Origin of the sequence: Actinoplanes sp. CA-131856 (assembly GCF_050956135.1) — a bacterium.
GTDB lineage: Bacteria > Actinomycetota > Actinomycetes > Mycobacteriales > Micromonosporaceae > Actinoplanes.
This window is the reverse complement of sequence record NZ_CP191849.1, coordinates 8,384,290-8,401,527: the sequence shown is the minus strand read 5'-3', so window position 1 is coordinate 8,401,527 and position 17,238 is coordinate 8,384,290. Positions and strand designations below refer to the sequence as shown.

The window sequence follows — 17,238 nt, the reverse complement described above, 5'->3', positions numbered from 1 at the left end:
CGTCATGCCATTGCAAGGGGAGTACGAGCCGAGCACGTCCGGGTGGGCCCGCAAGCAGGCCGAGAGCTACGAGGCGTCGGAGGGCGCCCGCGCCAACGAGATCCAGGGAAAGCCGATCGTCCTGGTGACGTCGGTCGGCGCGAAGAGCGGCAAGCTGCGCAAGACGCCGCTGATGCGGGTCGAGCACGAGGGCGCGTACCTGGCGGTGGGGTCGCTGGGCGGCGCCCCGAAGAACCCGGTGTGGGTCTACAACCTGCGCAAGAACCCGCGGGTGGAGCTTCAGGACGGCGCCGACCGGCACGACTACGAGGCCCGTGAGCTGTCCGGCGCCGAGCGCGACATCTGGTGGGAGAGGGCGGTGGCGGCGTTCCCCAACTACGCCGACTATCAGACCAAGACGTCCCGGCTCATCCCGGTGTTCCTCCTGGAGCGGGCCGAGCCGTAGACCCGCCCCCGATCGGGCCAACTGGCGAAAAACAAGGTGCCATCCGGGCATCGAAGCTCGATCATGGAGTGATGCGCACTCCCCACCAGGCCGTCGACCGGCTCGGCACCCGGCTCGAGGCGGCCGCGGTGCCGGCCGTCGCCGCGCCGCTGCCCCTGGCCGGGGCGGTGGACGACGGCGACCGCCTCGTCGACGTGGTGGATCTGCTGGCGCTGGACGGCTTCGTGACGGGCCGGGAGCCGTTCGGGCGCAGCCGCTACCTGGAGAACGTGAAGGCCGACGCCCCGCTGACGGCAGAGGGCGCGAGGGTGGTCCGCGACGCGGTCGACGAGGACGGTCAGGGCCGCCTGTCAGTCGGCGAGGGGTGGACGCTGCACGTCACCCGCTGGAAGCAGAGCCGGCGGGCCCGCGTGACGGTCACCGCGATCACGGCCGAGCTGGCGGAGTCGGTGCTGGAGGCGGCGACGAAGGACGCGGTCGAGGAGCCGGCCCCGGCGAGCGACAGCGTGCCGATCGGTTTCTGGCACTTCGGCCCGCACGGCCCGCGCCGCGTCCAGCGCGAGATCGACGCGGCCCCGTGGGCGAAGATCTCGGCGAACTACGCGGGCCCGGTGACCAGGACCCTCGAAAAGCTGATGGCGCTGGACGGCACGGCGGTGAACGGCCGCCTCCTGCTGCTGCACGGCGAACCCGGAACCGGGAAGACGACGGCGCTGCGGGCGCTGGCCCAGCAGTGGCGGAGCTGGTGCCAGGTCGACTGCGTGCTCGACCCGGAGCGCCTGTTCAGCGACCCGGCATATCTGATGAGCGTGGCCCTGGGCAGCGACGACGAGGACGAGCCGCGCTGGCGCCTGCTGATGCTGGAGGACTGCGACGAGCTGATCAGCGGCGAGGCCAAGGCCAGCGCCGGCCAGTCGTTGTCCCGCCTGCTCAACCTGACCGACGGCCTGCTGGGCCAGGGCCGCAACGCCTTGATCGCCATCACCACGAACGAGGACCTGGCCTCCCTGCACCCGGCGGTGGTCCGCCCGGGCCGCTGCCTGGCCAGCATCGAGGTGGGCCGCCTCCCGTACGCGGAGGCCGTCGCCTGGCTGGGCACGTCCCGGGGCATCGGCCCATCGGGCGCGACCCTTGCCGAGCTGTACGCCCTCAAGACCGGCACCGAGCCGGTGACGGTCCCGAAGGCGGAGCCGGCCACAGGCATGTACCTGTAGCCGGCCTTTTGGCGGGCTTTGTCAGCGCAGGCCGACGATGGCGGCGTCGGTGCCGCCGCGCCACAGGACGCCGGCCTCGCTGTAGCCGGCCACGCGCAGCGCGTCGACGTGCCACAGCGCCGGCGGCGTCCACTCGTGGCTGTGGCGCGTCGCCGGGTAGATCCGCTCGCGTTCGACCGCCTTCGGCGCGAGGAACTCGTCGGCCGCCGCGGCCGCCCACCAGTCACCCCACGACGTGGCCGCTCCCGTCGCGTAGCGCGCCTCACGCAACTCCCGGGCCTGGTCACGCAGCCGCTCGGACAGCGTCGGCAGCGAGTCCTCCGGCATGTGGTCGGCGTTCACGAAGACACCGCCCGGCCGCAGCACCTCCCGGATCTCCCCGTACAGCGTGGCCACCCGCTCGGCCGGCAACCAGTGCAGGGCCGTCGCCGTGAGCACCGCGTCGAACCCTTCCTCGGGCAGCTTCGCCCGCCACCCCGCGTCGCTGAGGTCGGCGTCGACGATCGTCGCCTGGTCCCGCAGCGTCGCTCCCGCGATGGCCAGCAGCACCGGATCCTGGTCGAGCACCGTCACCGTCGCACCCGGGAACCGCGCCAGCGCCCGCAACGAGATCGTGCCTGTGCCACCGGCCAGATCGAGCAGCTTCGGCGGCTTCCCGCCGGTGACCGCCGCGACCGCGTCGAGCATCGCCCGGAACCGCTCCTCCCGGTCGGGCATGAACGCTTCCTGCTGACGGTCCCAGCTTTCCTGCCACACGCGGGGGTTGCTCAAGTAAGCACTCATGCCCCTAACGCTAGTTACCGGGACCGGCGCTCACAACCCGTTCCCACGTCATCGACCACCCGCCTTCCGTTCGTCGGTGAGGCGCTCGGCGAAGGCCTTCAGGTCACGCCGTTCGATGGCCGCGGCCATCAATTCCGGGAACGCGTCTGGCGTACAGGCGAACGCAGGCACCCCGAGAGCGGCCAGCGCCGCCGCGTTCTCGTGGTCGTAGGCCGGCGCCCCTTCGTCGGAGAGCGCGAGCAGCACGACCACCTGCACACCGGCCGCTGTCATCTCCGCGACCCGGCGCAGCATCTGCTCCCGCACACCACCCTCGTACAGGTCGCTGATCAGCACGAAGATGCTGTCCCGGGGCCGGGTGATCAGCTGCTGGCTGTAGGCGATGGCCCGGTTGATGTCGGTGCCACCGCCGAGCTGCGTGCCGAAGAGGACCTCGACCGGATCGTCGAGCTGGTCGGTGAGGTCGACGACCGCGGTGTCGAAGACGACGAGCGAGGTGCGCAACGACTGCATGGAAGCGAGCACCGCCGCGAACACCCCGGAGAACACCACCGACGCCGCCATCGATCCGGACTGGTCGACGCAGAGCACCACATCGCGCTGTACGGCCGTGGTCCGCCGGCCGTAGCCGATCAGCCGCTCGGGGATCACCGTGCGGTGCTCGGCCTGGTAGTGCTTGAGGTTGGCCCGGATGGTCCGGTCCCAGTCGATGTCGGCGTGCTTGGGCCGGTTGATCCGGGCCGCCCGGTTGAGGGCACCGCTGACCGCGGCGCGGGTCTGCTGCGCGATGCGTTTCTGCAACTGCTCGACCACCGTACGGACGACCTCGCGCGCGGCGTCCTTGGTCTTGTCGGGCATGACACGGTTGAGCGACAGCAGCGTGCCGACCAGGTGGACGTCCGGCTCGACGGCGGCCAGCATCTCGGGCTCGACCAGCAGCCGGGTCAGATCGAGCCGCTCGATGGCGTCGGACTGCATGACCTGCACGACGGTGCTGGGGAAGTATTCCCGGATGTCGCCGAGCCACCGGGCCACCTTCGGCGCCGAACTGCCCAGGCCGGCCGACCGCTTGCTGCTCCGCTCGCTCTCACCGTCGGCCCCGCCCGCGTCGTAGAGGGCGGCCAGCGCCGAGTCCATGGCGCCGTCACGCCCTTCGGCCTTGCCCAGCGCTTCCTCGGCCGACCCGCCGAGCACCATCCGCCAGCGCCGCAGCCGCTCCCGCTTGGCCGGATCGACAGCGCCCGCCTCGGTCGTGTCCTCGCTCGGGCTCATCGGATCTCCCCACCCGCGTGTACGCCAGTTCCGAGACCCGCTGCGGCCGCGCTGCCCGAGCTGACCCCATGGCCCGTGACGATCACTCCGCCCGGACTGACCTCGTGACCCAGAAGCGCGGCGAGCGTGGGCAGGGCGAGGTCGCCTCGTTCCGGATCGAAGCCGAGGCCCCCGGCCTCGGTCTCGGGCGCGGCCCGGGGGCCGGCCACCCGTTCGCCGATCGCGCGCCGCTCGCCCGCGTCGAACGCGCCGAAGGTCCGCCGCAGCAACGGCAGCACGTCGTCGAAGGCGTCGGCCGGGATGTCGGCGAGCCAGTCGTCGAGCAGCCCCAACAGCGCCTCGTCGTGTACGAGCAGCAGCCCGCCGCCGGACAGGAAGCCCTCGACCCAGGCCGCCCCGTGCGCCGGCGGGGTGCCGACGGTCAACGGCAGCCGCAAGCGGCGGCGCACCTCGGCCCCGTCGAGCCGCCCGGCGTCGAGCAGCAGCCGGGTGAGCCGCCCGGCCAGCAACCCGTGCAGATCGGCCCGCCCGGCCAGGGACTCGAGCGTGGACACCCAGCGCTCCCGCAACTCCTCGTCCTCGAGCAGGCCCACCGCCGCGTGCACCCCGTCGATCCGGTCGCGCAGCAGCTTGGCGGCCTCGTCCGAGAGCGAGCCGACGGCCGACGGCAGCCCGGCGCAGACCCGGCCGAGCAGGCTCGCCGTCACGGTCGCGAGCCCGGCCACGTCGGTCCGGCGCACGTCGCCGTAGCGGAGCGTGCGGGCCAGCGCTGGGATCGCCGCCATCAGATGATTGATGTCGGCGTCGAGGGCGGCTCGTACGTCGAGCGCGGCCAGCACCTGCGGATAGGCCTCGGCCAGATCGGCCAGCAGACAGGTCTCGACCAGCGCCGTCACGTCGGCCAGGGTCTCCGCCCGGTCGGCGGCCCGCACCACCTTGGCGGTGGCCGCGGCGGCCACCGTGGTGCCGTACATGCTGCCCTCGACCAGCCGGATGGCGAATTCCGGCTGCCAGCGCAGCCGCCACTCCTCGCGGAAGGTGCCGGTGCCCCGCCGGGTGGCCGTGGGCTCGCCCCACGGCACGTCGAACGTGCGCAGCCTGTGCAGCAGGCGGCTGCGCCGCAGATCGGTCTCCTTGCGCAGGTCGAGGTCGAGGGCGCGCTCCAGCGCCTCCGGCTTCAGCCGGGCCGCCCGCTGCTGGGCGGCGAGGTCTTTGGCCAGCGGCACGGACGGCATGTCGTCGGGCACCGCGCCGAGACGCTCGCCGACCACGAGCTTGCGGTTGATCAGCTCCACCCGCAGCGGCTCGCCGTCGCACATCACCGCCTCGGCCGCCTCGGTGACCTCGGCCAGCCCGGCGAGCGGCCGCCCGCGCATGGTCGCGAGCGCCTCGGCCAGCCGCGCCGCCTCGATGACATGCGCGGACGAGGTCGGAACCCCCTCGGCCCGCAGCACGCCGGCCGCGTCGACCAGCCACCGCGGCACGACCTCGCCGGCCGAGGCGAACAAGTGGTGGTACCACCCCGGCGACCGCACGCCGGCGCCATAACCCGACCACGAGGCCAGCCGCCCGTACGTCCACGGCACCCAGGTGAAGTCGACCTTGGCCTTCCGCCGTCCCTTGAGCAGCGCGGCGTCGTCTTTCAGCGCGACCTTGCGGGCCAGCGCGGGCACGTGCCACGCCCCGCACACGACGGCGATCTCCTCGTACTTCTTGCGGGTCTCGCGCAGCACCGTGCGCATGTAGGCCTCGCGCACCAGATCGTCCGGGTCTTCGGGCGAGCTCTCCCGGATCGCGGTCATCGCCTCGGCGATCGCCTCGAACGCCGGCATGCCCCGGTGCTCGACGACGTCCTCCCACCAGCGCTCCGGATCGTCGTATCCGGCCGCCGCGGCCAGCTCCCCGATCGGATCGACGGGCCGCCGAGGGCCGGCCTCACTGCCGGGGCCGGCCTCACCACCGGGGCCGGCCTCACCGCCGGGACCGGCCTCCACGGGTGTCTCCGCGTCGTCGCCGGGCTTTTCGGGCGGCGGCGCCGGCGCGTGGCTGTCGCCGGTCAGGCGGTAGGCGAACGGGAGGTCGAAGAAGCGGACGGGAACGTCGTGTTCGACGGCCCAGCGGATCGCCTGCCACTCGGGGGAGAAGACGGCGAACGGCCAGAACGCCGCCCGGCGCGGATCGTCGGCCGCGTAACCGAGCAGCGCGACCGGTGGCTCCAGCCCGTTGTCGGCCACCCACCGCACCAGCCCGTCGGCCTCCGGCGGACCCTCGACCAGCAGCACGTCGGGACGCTGCCGGGCGAGCTCCTGCACCACGGCCCGCGCCGATCCGGGGCCGTGATGACGGATGCCGTAGAGCCGCTCAGGCATCGCGGGCGGCCCGGTAGAAGTCTCGCCAGTCGGCACGCTCGCGCACCACCGTCTCGAGGTATTCACGCCAGACGACGCCGTCGGACACCGGGTCCTTGACGACGGCGCCGACGATGCCGGCGGCCACGTCACCCGGGTGCAGACGGCCGTCACCGAAGTGGGCGGCCAGTGCCATCCCGTTCGTGATGACCGAGATCGCCTCGGCCGTCGAGAGGGTGCCGGTGGGCGATTTCAGCTTGGTGCGGCCGTCCTCGGTGAGGCCGCTGCGCAGCTCGCGAAAGACGGTGACGACCCGGCGGATCTCCTCGAGCGCGGCCGGCACCTCGGGCAGATCGAGCGAGCGGCCGAGCTGTTCCACCCGGCGAGCCACGATCTCGACCTCGTCGTCGGCCGACGCCGGGACCGGCAGCACCACGGTGTTGAAACGGCGGCGCAGCGCGCTGGAGAGCTCGTTGACGCCGCGGTCGCGGTCGTTGGCGGTGGCGATCAGGTTGAAGCCCCGCTCGGCCTGCACCTCGGTGTTGAGCTCGGGCACCGGCAGCGTCTTCTCGGAGAGGATGGTGATCAGCGCGTCCTGCACGTCGGACGGCACGCGGGTCAGCTCCTCGAGCCGGGCGATCGAACCGGTCCGCATCGCCCGCATGACCGGGCTCGGCACCAGCGCCGCGTCGGTCGGGCCCTCGGCCAGCAGCCGGGCATAGTTCCACCCGTAGCGGATCGCCTCTTCGGCCGTGCCGGCGGTGCCCTGCACTAGCAGCGTCGAGTCGCCCGAGATGGCGGCGGCCAGATGCTCCGAGACCCACGTCTTGGCCGTGCCGGGCACGCCGAGCAGCAGCAGCGCCCGATCGGTGACCAGCGTGGACACCGCCACCTCCATGAGGCGGCGCGGGCCCACGTACTTCGGGGTGATCTTCGCGCCGTCACCGAGCAGGTACGTCACCACGGCCTGGGGCGACAGCCGCCAGCCGGGCGGCCGGGGACGGTCGTCGGTGGAGGCGAGCAGGGCCAGCTCCTCGGCGTACTGGTCCTCGGCGTGCGGGCGCAGTGCGGTCACTCGAACTCCTCATGTCTGTCGGCCAGAACCGAACGCTACTGCTCGCCTCTGACATAAATTCCGTTGTGGATCTCGGCTTCAGGACTTCAACTCGTCGAACATCTCCTGGCGGAAGGTCAGCGTGCGGGCCAGGTCGGCGACCGGCCGGACGCGTGACGCGTCGGCCGGCTCCTGGTCGAGCTGAAGGGCGAGACGGCCCACCAGATCGGCGTAGGCCGGTGGCATGGCCAGCGCCGCCGCCCGGCACAGCTCGCCCAGCTGCCAGCTGTGCCGGTCGTTGCGGGCGCGGTGGGCGATCGTCTCGAGGACGGCGACCGACAGCTCGTCGGGCCACTGGCCCGGATGGATCGCGAGCAGCCGGTTGGCCATCGGATCCTCGCGGCGCAGCGCGTCGGCCGCGAGCCGGCCCAGCTCGGCGGCGGGCAGCACCAGATGAAGGTCCCACCGCACCGACTCGCGCAGCGTCCCGCCGGCCTCGTTGAGCAGGACGGTGGCCCAGGCGACCTCGTTCTGCGCCACGGCGGCCTTGGCCCAGCCGTGCAGCAACGGGGACTCCCAGTCGTTGCCGCGCGCGAGCCGCAGCATCGTGGCGGGGTCGGACCACGTGTCCAGCGGAGCACCGGCCACGATCTCCTCCAGCAGCCAGGCGCTCACTCCGATGCCGCGCGCCGGCGTGGACGCCACACCGTCACGCCGCAGATCCGGGTCGAGCTCCTCGGGCGGGGTGACGATCAGCCGGTCGGCCCCGATCACGCGGCGTTCGCGCCGCACGGCGGCCCGGGCCCGCTCGGCCATCCGGTCGCGCAGACCGGAGCCGGGCAGCCGGCGCAGCAGCTCGAGAGCGGCCTCGCGCACCTCTTTGCGGCGATCGTCGAGGGCCCGATCGAGGAACGGGTCGTCGGCCGGGGACAGGCCGGTGGCGAGCGCGCCGACGAACCGCGCGCGGTCGTCGGAGGAATCCTCGGCCCACGTGCTCTCCACGAGCTCGCGGGCGCGCCCGGGATCGGTTCGCCGCAGCGTGACCAGGTAGCCCAGCCGCTCACCGGAACTGCCCGTCTGCCAGTCGAAGGCAGCGGTGGGCGACGGCGCCTGTGCCTCGTCGCGGAGCCACCGCCACTCGTCGCGCATGCCGGCCAGCCACCCGCCCCGGGCGCCCGCGACCCGGGCCAGCGCGGGCCGGATGATCGAGTTGCGGCGCCCGGCGTCGAGCAGCGCCGGCAACGCGACCGGTGGGACGTGCGCGCCGAGCTCGCGGGCGGCCGCGAGCCACTGGCTCAGCAACTCCTGCGCGAGCTGGGCGCCGCCGGGCACGCCCTCGCCCAGGATGCGCATCAGCCTCGTGCCGGCGGGACCGGGCAGCGCGGCCATGGTCTCGGCCGGCGCGGCGGGCACACCTGTGTGGCCGGTGGCGGGCTGGACGCCGGCCCGGCGCCGGGTGAGCGCGACGGCGGCCGTCTCGAGCAGTGAGGAGCCACCTGTCCACGGACGACGGTTGGTCCCGACCAGTGCCGCCGCGAGCAGCTCGGGCGGCAGCTCGGGCCGCCGGGGAGCGCCGGCGGTGGGCAATGGCGAGCCCGCGGGCACGAACGTGCCCTCGGCCCACGCGGCGAGCGGCCGCAGACCGGCGGGCGACCACTCGCCGGCCACGGTCGCGGGGCGGCCACCGGCCGCCGCGAGCAGCCACCACGGCTCACTGTGGCCGGGCGCCAGCGGCAGCGCGGCGCCGGTCGCGTCGACCAGCCAGCCGTCGTCGCTGGGAATGACGCCGTCGAGCAGGACCGGAGCGTCGAACCGCCAGGGCTCGGCGGCGACCGTGGTGCTGTAACCCAGGAGCGCGTCGGCGATCGTCGACGCGCCCTCGGCCACGCCGAACGGCTCGGCCGCGCTGTCGCGGCCGGCGACGAGCGCGCGGAGCGGGGCCGCGCCCGGATAGAACGCCAGCTCACCACGGAACTCCGTGCCGGGCACCAGGTCGGAGGTGAGCGGCTGGCCCGGCGCGGCGAACGAGAGCACCAGCGCGAAGCGGCCCCGCGACCCGCGCAGCCACGTGCGCCGGGTGGTCAGCGCGCCGTCGTCCACCTCGACCTGGCCGAGCACCTGCCAGCGGTCGGTGACCCGGGGGCCGGCCAGAACGTCCTCGGTGGCGATCGGGAAGCCGATGCGGGTGCGCACCGTGGCGGCCAGCTCGGGCGGCAGCTCGGCGATCCGGTCGTATCCGGTGACCAGCAGGCGGAGCAGGGCCAGCTCGCCGAGCAGACGATCGGCCCAGTGCGGCCCGATGCCGGCGACGGTGCCGAGGCGGCGCACCGCGCTCGCCGCGGTGGGTGCCTGCGCGTCGACCAGACGGGCGGCCATCGCCTCGAACGGCTGGTGGCCCGATCGCTGCGCGCCGGCCAGGCCCTGGCGGATCTGGTCGTCGAGCCAGCGGCGGAGCTCGGTCATGCCGCCGGCCACCCGCTCGGCGCGCTGCTCGGCCCGCCGGGCCGCGGCGGCCGGGTCGGGAGTCGCGGCGGCGCGGGGCTTGGCCGTGGCCTTCGCGGCCCGGGCGGCCTGCCACTCCCGGGCGAAGTCGGGCGCCGGCGCGGTCGCCACGCCGGTGTCGGCCCAGAGCATGAGCAGGCCGAGGGCATGCTTGCAGGGGATCTTGCGGCTGGGGCAGGAACACCGGTAAGCCGGCCCGGTCAGGTCGGCGCACACCTGATAGCCGCGGCACTGTCCCCACAGGATGTCGTCGAGCCGCCCGGTCGCCGACCAGGACAGGGGCGCGGAGAGGCCGCGGCCGGCCTTGAGCGAGGCGGCGTCGGGGGCGAGCGTCTCGACCTGGGCGGTGGACCATCGTTCAACGGACACGAGAAGACCCTAGGCCTCGGGTACGACAGTTTTCCCGGCCCGGGATCGCCCTGGTGAATGCCATGATCGAGCGGATCGAGAGGGAGAAGTGATGAAGGTCGTGATCTTCGGAGCGACCGGTATGGTCGGCCAGGGCGTCCTGCGGGAGAGCCTGACCGCGCCGGACGTCGAACAGGTGCTCGCGGTGATCCGTACGCCCACCGGGGTTTCGCATCCTCGCCTGCGCGAGGTCCGGCTGGACGATTTCGCCGATCTGCGCCCCATCCGCGACGAGCTTCGCGGTTACGACGCCTGTTTCTACTGCCTGGGTGTGTCGTCGGTGGGGCTGGACGAGGCGAGTTACGCCCGGATCTCCTACGACTATCCGATGGCGGCGGCGCGGACCTTCGCCGAGATCAACCCCCGGACCACCTTTGTGTACGTCTCCGGGGCCGGCACCAATCCCGGCGGCCGGCAGATGTGGGCGCGGGTCAAGGGCCGGACCGAGCGGGAGATCATCGACCTGCTGCCCAACGGCTATGCCTTCCGGCCCGGCCTCATCCAGCCGACACGGGGCGTACGGTCGAAGACCGGCTGGTACAACACCATCTACACGATCGTGGGGCCGGTCATCCCGCTCCTTCAGCGGATGGCGCCGCGATACGTCACGACGACCGACCGGGTCGGCCAGGCGATGCTGCGGGCGGCCCGGATCGGCTTTCCGAACCACATCGTGGAGAACGCGGACCTGCGCTGACGTCATCGCCAAACTCCCTCGATGGAAAGTATCTCGACATCGAGATAAAAGCCCGCTAGCCTCTCGTTGTCAAGAAGCTCGACATCGAGACAATGGTGAGGTGGAGACCGATGAACACCTGGCTGACGACCTGCCCGCGGCTCACGACGGCGTCGACCGGATCGTCGGCCAGTGGGCACACGAGCGACCTGACCTCGACACGACGGCGATGGCGGTCTTCGACCGGATCGCCAACCTCTCCCGCATCGCCGGCGACCGGCTGGAGCGCGCCTATGCCGAGTTCGGGATAGGCCGTCCCGAGTTCGATGTGCTCGCCACCCTGCGGCGCGCCGGCGATCCCTTCCAGCTCTCGCCGGGCGAGCTCGCCGCCTCGATGATGCTGAGCACCGGCGGCACCACGGCTCGGCTCGACCGCCTGGAGAAGGGCGGGCTGGTCGAGCGGCTGCCGTCGCCGAGCGATCGGCGCAGCGTCCTGGTCCGCCTGACCGAGGCGGGCTACGAGGTGGTCGAGCGGGCCGTCGGGGCCGGTCTCGCCGAGCAGCAGCGCCTGCTCGGCGACCTGCCCTCCGAGAAGCTCCGGCAACTCGACGACCTGCTGCGAGAGGCGTTGCGCGCGTCAGGCGGCGCCCGCGTCACCGGCGACATGCGGTGGCTCGGCCCGGCCCGCGACACGGGGCCGGCCGGCACCCGCGACGCCCGGGGCCGCGGGCGGGGCCGGTCCTGACCGGCCGGCGCGGCCCGGTTCCTCACGGCTGCCGTGCCCTCGATGTTCGACCGGGTGGCTGCCACCGGGCAGCAGCCGGTGCGGTGGCTACCCGGTCGGCAGCCGCCCGGTCGGCATCGGGAAAGCGTCTGCCCTGAGCGCGGTCGTTCAGGGAGCGGCGGATTCGGGGGTGAGCCCGGCGGCGTCGGGTCCGTGTCCCGCGGGGACGCGCTCCGTGGACTTCGGGGGTGGTGGGGGCGTGCCGTCGCCGAAGGGGCGACCGCCCAGCTTTTCGCGGCCGTGTTCGGTCAGCCAAGAGGTCAGGTCGGGACCGGCGGGAACGATTCTGGTGGGGTTGATGTCCTTGTGGACCACGTAGTAGTGCTTCTTGATGTCGATGAAGTCGATCGTGTCGCCGAAGCCGGGGGTCTGGAAGAGGTCTCTGGCGTAGGCCCACAGCACCGGCATCTCGGTCAGCTTGCTCCGGTTGCACTTGAAGTGGCCGTGATAGGCCGCGTCGAAGCGGGCCAGCGTCGTGAAGAGCCGGACGTCCGCCTCGGTGATCGTGTCGCCCACCAGGTACCTCTGGTCCGCCAGCAGATCCGACAGCTTGTCCAACCGGGAGAAGAGCCGGGCGTACGCCTTCTCGTAGGCCTCCTGCGTGCCGGCGAAACCCGCCCGGTAGACGCCGTTGTTCACGTCCGCGAAGACGTACCGATTGATCTTGTCGATGTGCTCTCTCAGGTCCGGCGGGTAGAGCTGGGGTGCGCCGGTGCGGTGGTGGCGTGTCCACTCCAGCGACAGGTCGATGGTGATCTGCGCGAAGTCGTTCGTGACGACCTGACCGGTCGGCACGTCGACGATCGCCGGCACGGTGATGCCCTTGTCGTAATCCGGGTAGCGGGCGAAGTAGGCCTCCTGGAGGCGTTCGATGCCGAGCACCGGGTCGCGCCCGCCCGGGTCCAGGTCGAAGGTCCAGCTGCGCTCGTCGTGGGTCGGGCCGGCGATGCCCATGGAGAGTGCGTCCTCCAGGCCGAGCAGCCGCCGCACGATGATCGCCCGGTTCGCCCACGGGCAGGCACGGCTGACGATCAGGCGGTAGCGGCCGGGCTCCACCGGATATCCGTCGCGGCCGTCCTCGGTGATCCGGGTCGGGATGTACCGCTGGTCCCGGTTGAACTCGCCGGACGGGTTCACGTAAGCCATGCCCCTCATCCTGCGACGACCGCGGCCGGTGTGCAGGCCGAGCCGCCGAAATCCGGGCAGGGCGGCGAAATCCCGGCGCGGGCGGCGGGGGAGCCCTCGTTCTGGCAAAGTTGCCGGGTGGAGGCCAAGATTCGTAGCTATCTCGCTCATTGGACCGTCATCGTCCCGGTAGTGGCGATCGTCGCCCTCGTTCTGACATGGGGGCGGGATCTTCCGCCGCCCGTCGTGGTCGTCGTCGCCCTGTTGCTCGGCGGCGCCGTGCTGGCCGCCGTCCACCACGCCGAGGTCGTCGCGCACAAGGTCGGTGAGCCGTTCGGGTCGCTCGTCCTCGCCGTCGCGGTCACCATCATCGAGGTCGCCCTCATCGTCACGCTGATGATCAGCGGTGGGGAGAAGACGCAGTCGCTCGCCCGCGACACCGTCTTCGCGGCGGTGATGATCACCTGTAACGGTCTGCTCGGCCTCTCGCTGCTCGTCGGCGCGCTCCGCCGCCACGTCGCGGTGTTCAATGCCGAGGGCACCGGCGGCGCCTTCGCCACGGTGGCCACGATCGCCACCCTCAGCCTGGTCCTGCCGAGCTTCACGACCAGCCGGCCCGGACCTCAGTTCTCGCCCGCGCAGCTCACCTTCGCGGCGGTCGCGTCGATCGCGCTCTGGGGGCTGTTCGTCACCGTGCAGACGCGGCGCCACCGTGACTACTTCGTCCCGATCACCACGTCCGGAAAGGTGATCGACGCCGAGGAGCACCTCGAGCCGCCGACCAAGCGGGCCGCGCTCATCAGCGTCGGCCTGCTGCTGGTGGCCCTGGTCGCGGTCGTCGGACTGGCCAAGGGCGTGTCACCGTCGATCGAGTCGGCGGTGCAGAACGTGGGCCTGCCCAACGGAGTCGTCGGCGTGGTGATCGCCCTATTGGTTCTGCTGCCCGAGACGATCGCGGCCGTCCGGGCCGCCGCCCGCGACCGCATTCAGACCAGCCTCAACCTGGCGATCGGCTCGGCCATGGCGAGCATCGGCCTGACCATCCCGGCCATCGCCCTCGCGATGATCTGGCTGCCCGGCCCGCTGCTGCTGGGCCTCGGCGGCACCCAGATGGTCCTGCTGGCCCTCACCGTGGTGGTCGGCACCCTGACGATCGTCCCCGGCCGGGCCAACGTCCTCCAGGGCGGCGTCCACCTGGCCCTGCTGGCCGCGTTCCTCTTCCTGGCCGCCAGCCCATGACGGGCGGGCCGCCAGCCCCATGACGGGTGGGTCGTCAGCTCATGACGGGTGGGTCGTCAGCGCCATGACGGGTGGGCCGTCAGCCCCATGACGGGTGGGCCGTCAGCTCATGACGGGTGGGTCGTCAGCTCATGACGGGTGGGCCGTCAGCGCCATGACGGGTGGGCCGCCAGCGCCATGACGGGCGGGTCGCCAGCTCATGACGGGTGGGCCGCCAGCGCCATGACGGGCCGGTCGCCAGCTCATGACGGGCCCGGCTTGAGTCAGTGGAAGCCGTTCGGCAAAGGGAGGCCGAAGCGTTGGCACAGCAAGGGCACGTCGTGGTGGTCGGCGGGGCGTGGGGGATAGCCCGTGTGCCAGCGGACCGACCACTCGGGGGTCTCGCAGCGGACCCGGCGGCCCGTGATCTCGCCCTCGCCGGTCAAGGCCTCGGCCGGGAAGGAGAAGTTCTCCGTGGCGGGGCCGTAATGGAGTGCGCCGTTCGGCAGGGGCTCGTAAAGGTGCAGGTCGACCTGTAGGCGGGCGCCGTCGTTCAGGACGAAGTTCCACGGTCTTGTGTCGGGGCGGGGCGCCAACCGGTCGATCCCGTGGTCGCCGAGGGCCGTCACCAGCTTGGCCAGGTCGGTGGCGGGGAGGAACAAGTCCAGGTCGGTGTGCTCCCTGGTCTGCTCGCCCAGCAGGGCGTCCACCGCCCAGCCGCCCGACAGGCAGACGTCCACCCCGGCTGCCTCCACGCTGTCGAGCAGGCGGACGGCGTCCTCGGCCGACATGGCGTAGTGATCCATGGTGATGGGATACGCGACCTTGGACCTGGGGGTCCAGCGAATAAACGGCGGTCAGGCCGAGGCGCGCTGGATCAGGGACGGCTCGTAGATCACTGAGGCCACGCGCAACGTCGGCTCCTCCACGCGGGCCAGCAGCAGACGGGCCGCCTCGGCTGCCATGTCCTCCAGCGGGTGGCGGATCGTCGTCAGTGGTGGGGTCGCGGCCGTGGCGGCGCTGCTGTCGTCGAAGCCGATCACCGCTACGTCGGTGGGCACCGTGCGGGACGCCTCCCGCAAGGCCAGCAACGCGCCCAGCGCCATCAAGTCGTTGGCCACGAACACGCCGTCGAGGGCCGGGTGCTCGGCCAGCAGCGTCCGCATCGCCGTTTCTCCGCTTTCCCGCGTGAAGTTGCCCGGCGCCATCGGCACCCAGCCGTGGCCGTGGCGGGCCATGGCCCGGCGGAAACCGGAGACCCGGTCGCTGCTGGCGGGAACGTCGGCCGGGCCGGAGATCATGCCCACGCGGCGGCAACCCCGGGACAGCAAGTGTTCGGCGGCCATCGCGGCGCCCGTGTCGTTGGCCAGGTCGACGTAGTCGATCGGGACCGGCTCGGCCGGGCGGCCGATCATCACGGCGGGCACGCCGGCCTGCGCCAGCATGTCGGGCAGCGGGTCGACCGCCGGCAGCGACAACACGATCGCGCCGTCCGCCTGGCCGCTGCGCAGGTCGCCGACCAGCCTCTTCTTTCCCTCGTCGGTTCCCACGATCTGCAGAGCCAGCTGTACGCCCTCACGGCGCAACACACTCATCAAGCCGCCGACCACCCGCCCGAAATACGGATCGGCGAAGAACCGGCCCATGAACGGGTCGTCGTCGTGCGTCTCGGAGTCGGAGACGACCAGCGCCACCGTGCCCGTGCGCCGGGTCACCAGCGACCGGGCCAGCCTGTTCGGCACATAGCCGGTCTGGCCGACCGCGTCCCACACCACCTCGTGCAGTTGCGGGTCGACGTTGCGAATCCCGTTGATCACCCGGGAGACCGTGGCCCGCGAGACCCCCGCGACCCGGGCCACGTCCTCCAGGGTCGGGGCCCGTCCGCTACTCATGACCGTCTTTATAGCACACGGAGAGCGCTCTCCCCGGAGGGTCCGGGACGCGGTTCCGGAACCGGCCGGACATTGACGGTCGTGCACGCGGAGCGCAGACTCGGAAAGCGCTCTCCATGAGAGGAGAAAGTCTGTGACCCCGCACAGAGCGATCCCCACCGCCCTATTGGCCGCGGCCCTCATCTTCATCGGCGTCCCCCGAGCCGAAGCCGCCGACACCCTGCTCTCCCAGAACCGCCCCACACTGGCCTCGTCCACCGAGAACGGCGGCGCCCCGGCCGCCGCCGCGGTCGACGGCAACCCGGCCACCCGCTGGGGAAGTGCCTGGTCCGACCCACAGTGGCTGCGCGTCGACCTCGGCTCCACGGCCACCGTCACCACGGTCAAGCTCACCTGGGAGGCCGCGTACGCCAAGGCCTTCCAGCTGCAGACCTCGGCCGACGGCGCCGCCTGGACCACGATCTACAGCACCACGAACGCCACCGGCGGCACCCAGACCCTGTCGGTGACCGGCCAGGGCCGCTACGTCCGCGTCTACGGAACGCAACGCGGCACCGGCTACGGCTACTCGCTGTACGAGTTCCAGGTGTACGGCCAGTACACGAGCCCGCCGCCGACCGGAGGCCCCGGATACGTCATGGCCGATCCGCCGGTCACCGGCGTGGTCCCGTCGACCGCGGTCCCGCCGGACACCAACCCGCCCACCACACACCACGAGTTCCAGGCCAACTGCTCGGTCAGCCGCTCCAACCTCAACGACGACCCGATCGTCTTCCCCGGCCTGCCGGGCGCCTCGCACTCACACACCTTCATGGGCAACACGACCACGTACGCCGGTACGACGCTGGCCACGCTCAAGGCGGGTGGCACGTCGTGCATCACGCCCGGTGACAAGACCGGATATTGGATGCCGACCCTGCTCAACGGCGACACCGCCGTGCAGCCGATCGGCCGTCAGGTCATCTACTACAAGTCCGGCGTGATCGACTACCGCAGTGTGCGGCCGTTCCCGGCCGGCCTGCGCTACGTCGTGGGCAGCCCGCAGGCCACCCTCGACGACTTCCGGAACAGCCCGGGCGCCGTCGAGGGCTTCGAATGCGGCGACAGCTCCTTCAACTGGGACATTCCCGCCACCTGCGCGGCCGGCACCCAGCTCAACGCCCGCATGCAGGCCCCGAGCTGCTGGGACGGCCTGCACCTGGACACCCCGGACCACAAGAGCCACATGGCGTACCCGGTCCTCGGGGTCTGCCCGGCCGATCACCCCGTGGCCGTCCCGATGATCGAGTTCAAGATGGCCTGGCCGGTCAGCGGCGACATGCGCAACGTCCGCTTCTCCAGCGGCCGCGGATATTCGTTCCACTACGACGTCTTCAACGCCTGGGACGCGCCGACCCTCGCCGCCCTCACCACCCACTGCATCAACGGCGGCCTGCAGTGCGACCCGCGCGGCTTCGACCTCTACAAGCCCAACCGCGGCGCCGCCCTCAACGAGAACTACGAGCTTGACTGATGTA

The 17,238-nt window shown here is 72.1% G+C and carries 14 protein-coding genes; 6 read left to right on the top strand and 8 right to left on the bottom strand.

All coding sequences use genetic code 11. The annotated features are described in order from the left end of the window. The first annotated feature begins 4 nt into the window (after positions 1–4). Together ACQP2X_RS38510 and ACQP2X_RS38505 are read left to right on the top strand one after the other, a co-directional pair. Positions 5–445: a nitroreductase family deazaflavin-dependent oxidoreductase gene (locus ACQP2X_RS38510; protein ID WP_498690387.1), complete on the top strand. Its 441-nt coding sequence runs from the start codon at positions 5–7 to the stop codon at positions 443–445. Between the two features lie 71 nt (positions 446–516). After that, a complete protein-coding gene (locus tag ACQP2X_RS38505) occupies positions 517–1,659 on the top strand; it encodes a DUF5925 domain-containing protein (protein WP_498690385.1) in 1,143 nt (380 codons plus the stop codon). A 21-nt stretch (positions 1,660–1,680) separates the two neighbouring features. On the opposite strand, the gene ACQP2X_RS38500 is transcribed toward ACQP2X_RS38505, so the two are convergent. The 5 genes from ACQP2X_RS38500 to ACQP2X_RS38480 form a co-directional block, all read right to left on the bottom strand. Further along, positions 1,681–2,442 carry a class I SAM-dependent methyltransferase gene (locus ACQP2X_RS38500; RefSeq protein WP_498690383.1) on the bottom strand — a complete coding sequence of 254 codons (762 nt, stop codon included), beginning with the start codon at positions 2,440–2,442 and terminating at the stop codon, positions 1,681–1,683. Positions 2,443–2,490: 48 nt separating this feature from the next. Continuing rightward, entirely contained in the window at positions 2,491–3,714 is a 1,224-nt protein-coding gene (locus ACQP2X_RS38495; protein ID WP_498690382.1) for a VWA domain-containing protein, read from the bottom strand. Then, positions 3,711–6,083 carry a DUF5682 family protein gene (locus ACQP2X_RS38490; protein ID WP_498690380.1) on the bottom strand — a complete coding sequence of 791 codons (2,373 nt, stop codon included), beginning with the start codon at positions 6,081–6,083 and terminating at the stop codon, positions 3,711–3,713. The genes ACQP2X_RS38495 and ACQP2X_RS38490 overlap by 4 nt, the downstream gene beginning before the upstream one ends. After that, on the bottom strand, positions 6,076–7,137 hold the full coding sequence (locus ACQP2X_RS38485) for an ATP-binding protein (protein ID WP_498690378.1): 1,062 nt from the start codon (positions 7,135–7,137) through the stop codon (positions 6,076–6,078). Before ACQP2X_RS38485 ends, ACQP2X_RS38490 begins: the two co-directional genes overlap by 8 nt. Positions 7,138–7,215: 78 nt before the next feature. Then, complete coding sequence (locus ACQP2X_RS38480; protein ID WP_498690377.1) at positions 7,216–9,987, bottom strand: SWIM zinc finger family protein; 2,772 nt, start codon at positions 9,985–9,987, stop codon at positions 7,216–7,218. Between the two features lie 91 nt (positions 9,988–10,078). On the opposite strand from ACQP2X_RS38480, the gene ACQP2X_RS38475 reads away from it, so the two are divergent. Further along, positions 10,079–10,723, top strand: a complete 645-nt coding sequence (locus ACQP2X_RS38475; RefSeq protein ID WP_498690376.1) for a Rossmann-fold NAD(P)-binding domain-containing protein — start codon at positions 10,079–10,081, stop codon at positions 10,721–10,723. A gap of 100 nt (positions 10,724–10,823) precedes the next feature. Beyond that, complete coding sequence (locus tag ACQP2X_RS38470) at positions 10,824–11,447, top strand: MarR family winged helix-turn-helix transcriptional regulator (protein WP_498690375.1); 624 nt, start codon at positions 10,824–10,826, stop codon at positions 11,445–11,447. Between the two features lie 147 nt (positions 11,448–11,594). On the opposite strand, the gene ACQP2X_RS38465 is transcribed toward ACQP2X_RS38470, so the two are convergent. Beyond that, a complete protein-coding gene (locus tag ACQP2X_RS38465; RefSeq protein ID WP_498690374.1) occupies positions 11,595–12,641 on the bottom strand; it encodes a glutathione S-transferase family protein in 1,047 nt (348 codons plus the stop codon). A 108-nt stretch (positions 12,642–12,749) separates the two neighbouring features. On the opposite strand from ACQP2X_RS38465, the gene ACQP2X_RS38460 reads away from it, so the two are divergent. Then, positions 12,750–13,850, top strand: coding sequence for a calcium:cation antiporter (locus ACQP2X_RS38460; RefSeq protein ID WP_498690372.1), 1,101 nt, complete (start codon positions 12,750–12,752; stop codon positions 13,848–13,850). Positions 13,851–14,113: 263 nt separating this feature from the next. Here the strand turns inward: ACQP2X_RS38460 and ACQP2X_RS38455 are convergent, their stop codons facing one another. Together ACQP2X_RS38455 and ACQP2X_RS38450 are read right to left on the bottom strand one after the other, a co-directional pair. Further along, positions 14,114–14,635: a nucleotidyltransferase domain-containing protein gene (locus ACQP2X_RS38455; protein WP_498690369.1), complete on the bottom strand. Its 522-nt coding sequence runs from the start codon at positions 14,633–14,635 to the stop codon at positions 14,114–14,116. Between the two features lie 51 nt (positions 14,636–14,686). Beyond that, a complete protein-coding gene (locus ACQP2X_RS38450) occupies positions 14,687–15,721 on the bottom strand; it encodes a LacI family DNA-binding transcriptional regulator (protein WP_498690368.1) in 1,035 nt (344 codons plus the stop codon). Between the two features lie 133 nt (positions 15,722–15,854). Here ACQP2X_RS38450 and ACQP2X_RS38445 point away from each other — a divergent pair, with 133 nt between their 5' ends. Then, positions 15,855–17,234 (top strand): DUF1996 domain-containing protein, encoded by a 1,380-nt coding sequence (locus ACQP2X_RS38445; RefSeq protein ID WP_498690367.1) that lies wholly within the window; start codon positions 15,855–15,857, stop codon positions 17,232–17,234. Positions 17,235–17,238 lie beyond the last annotated feature (4 nt).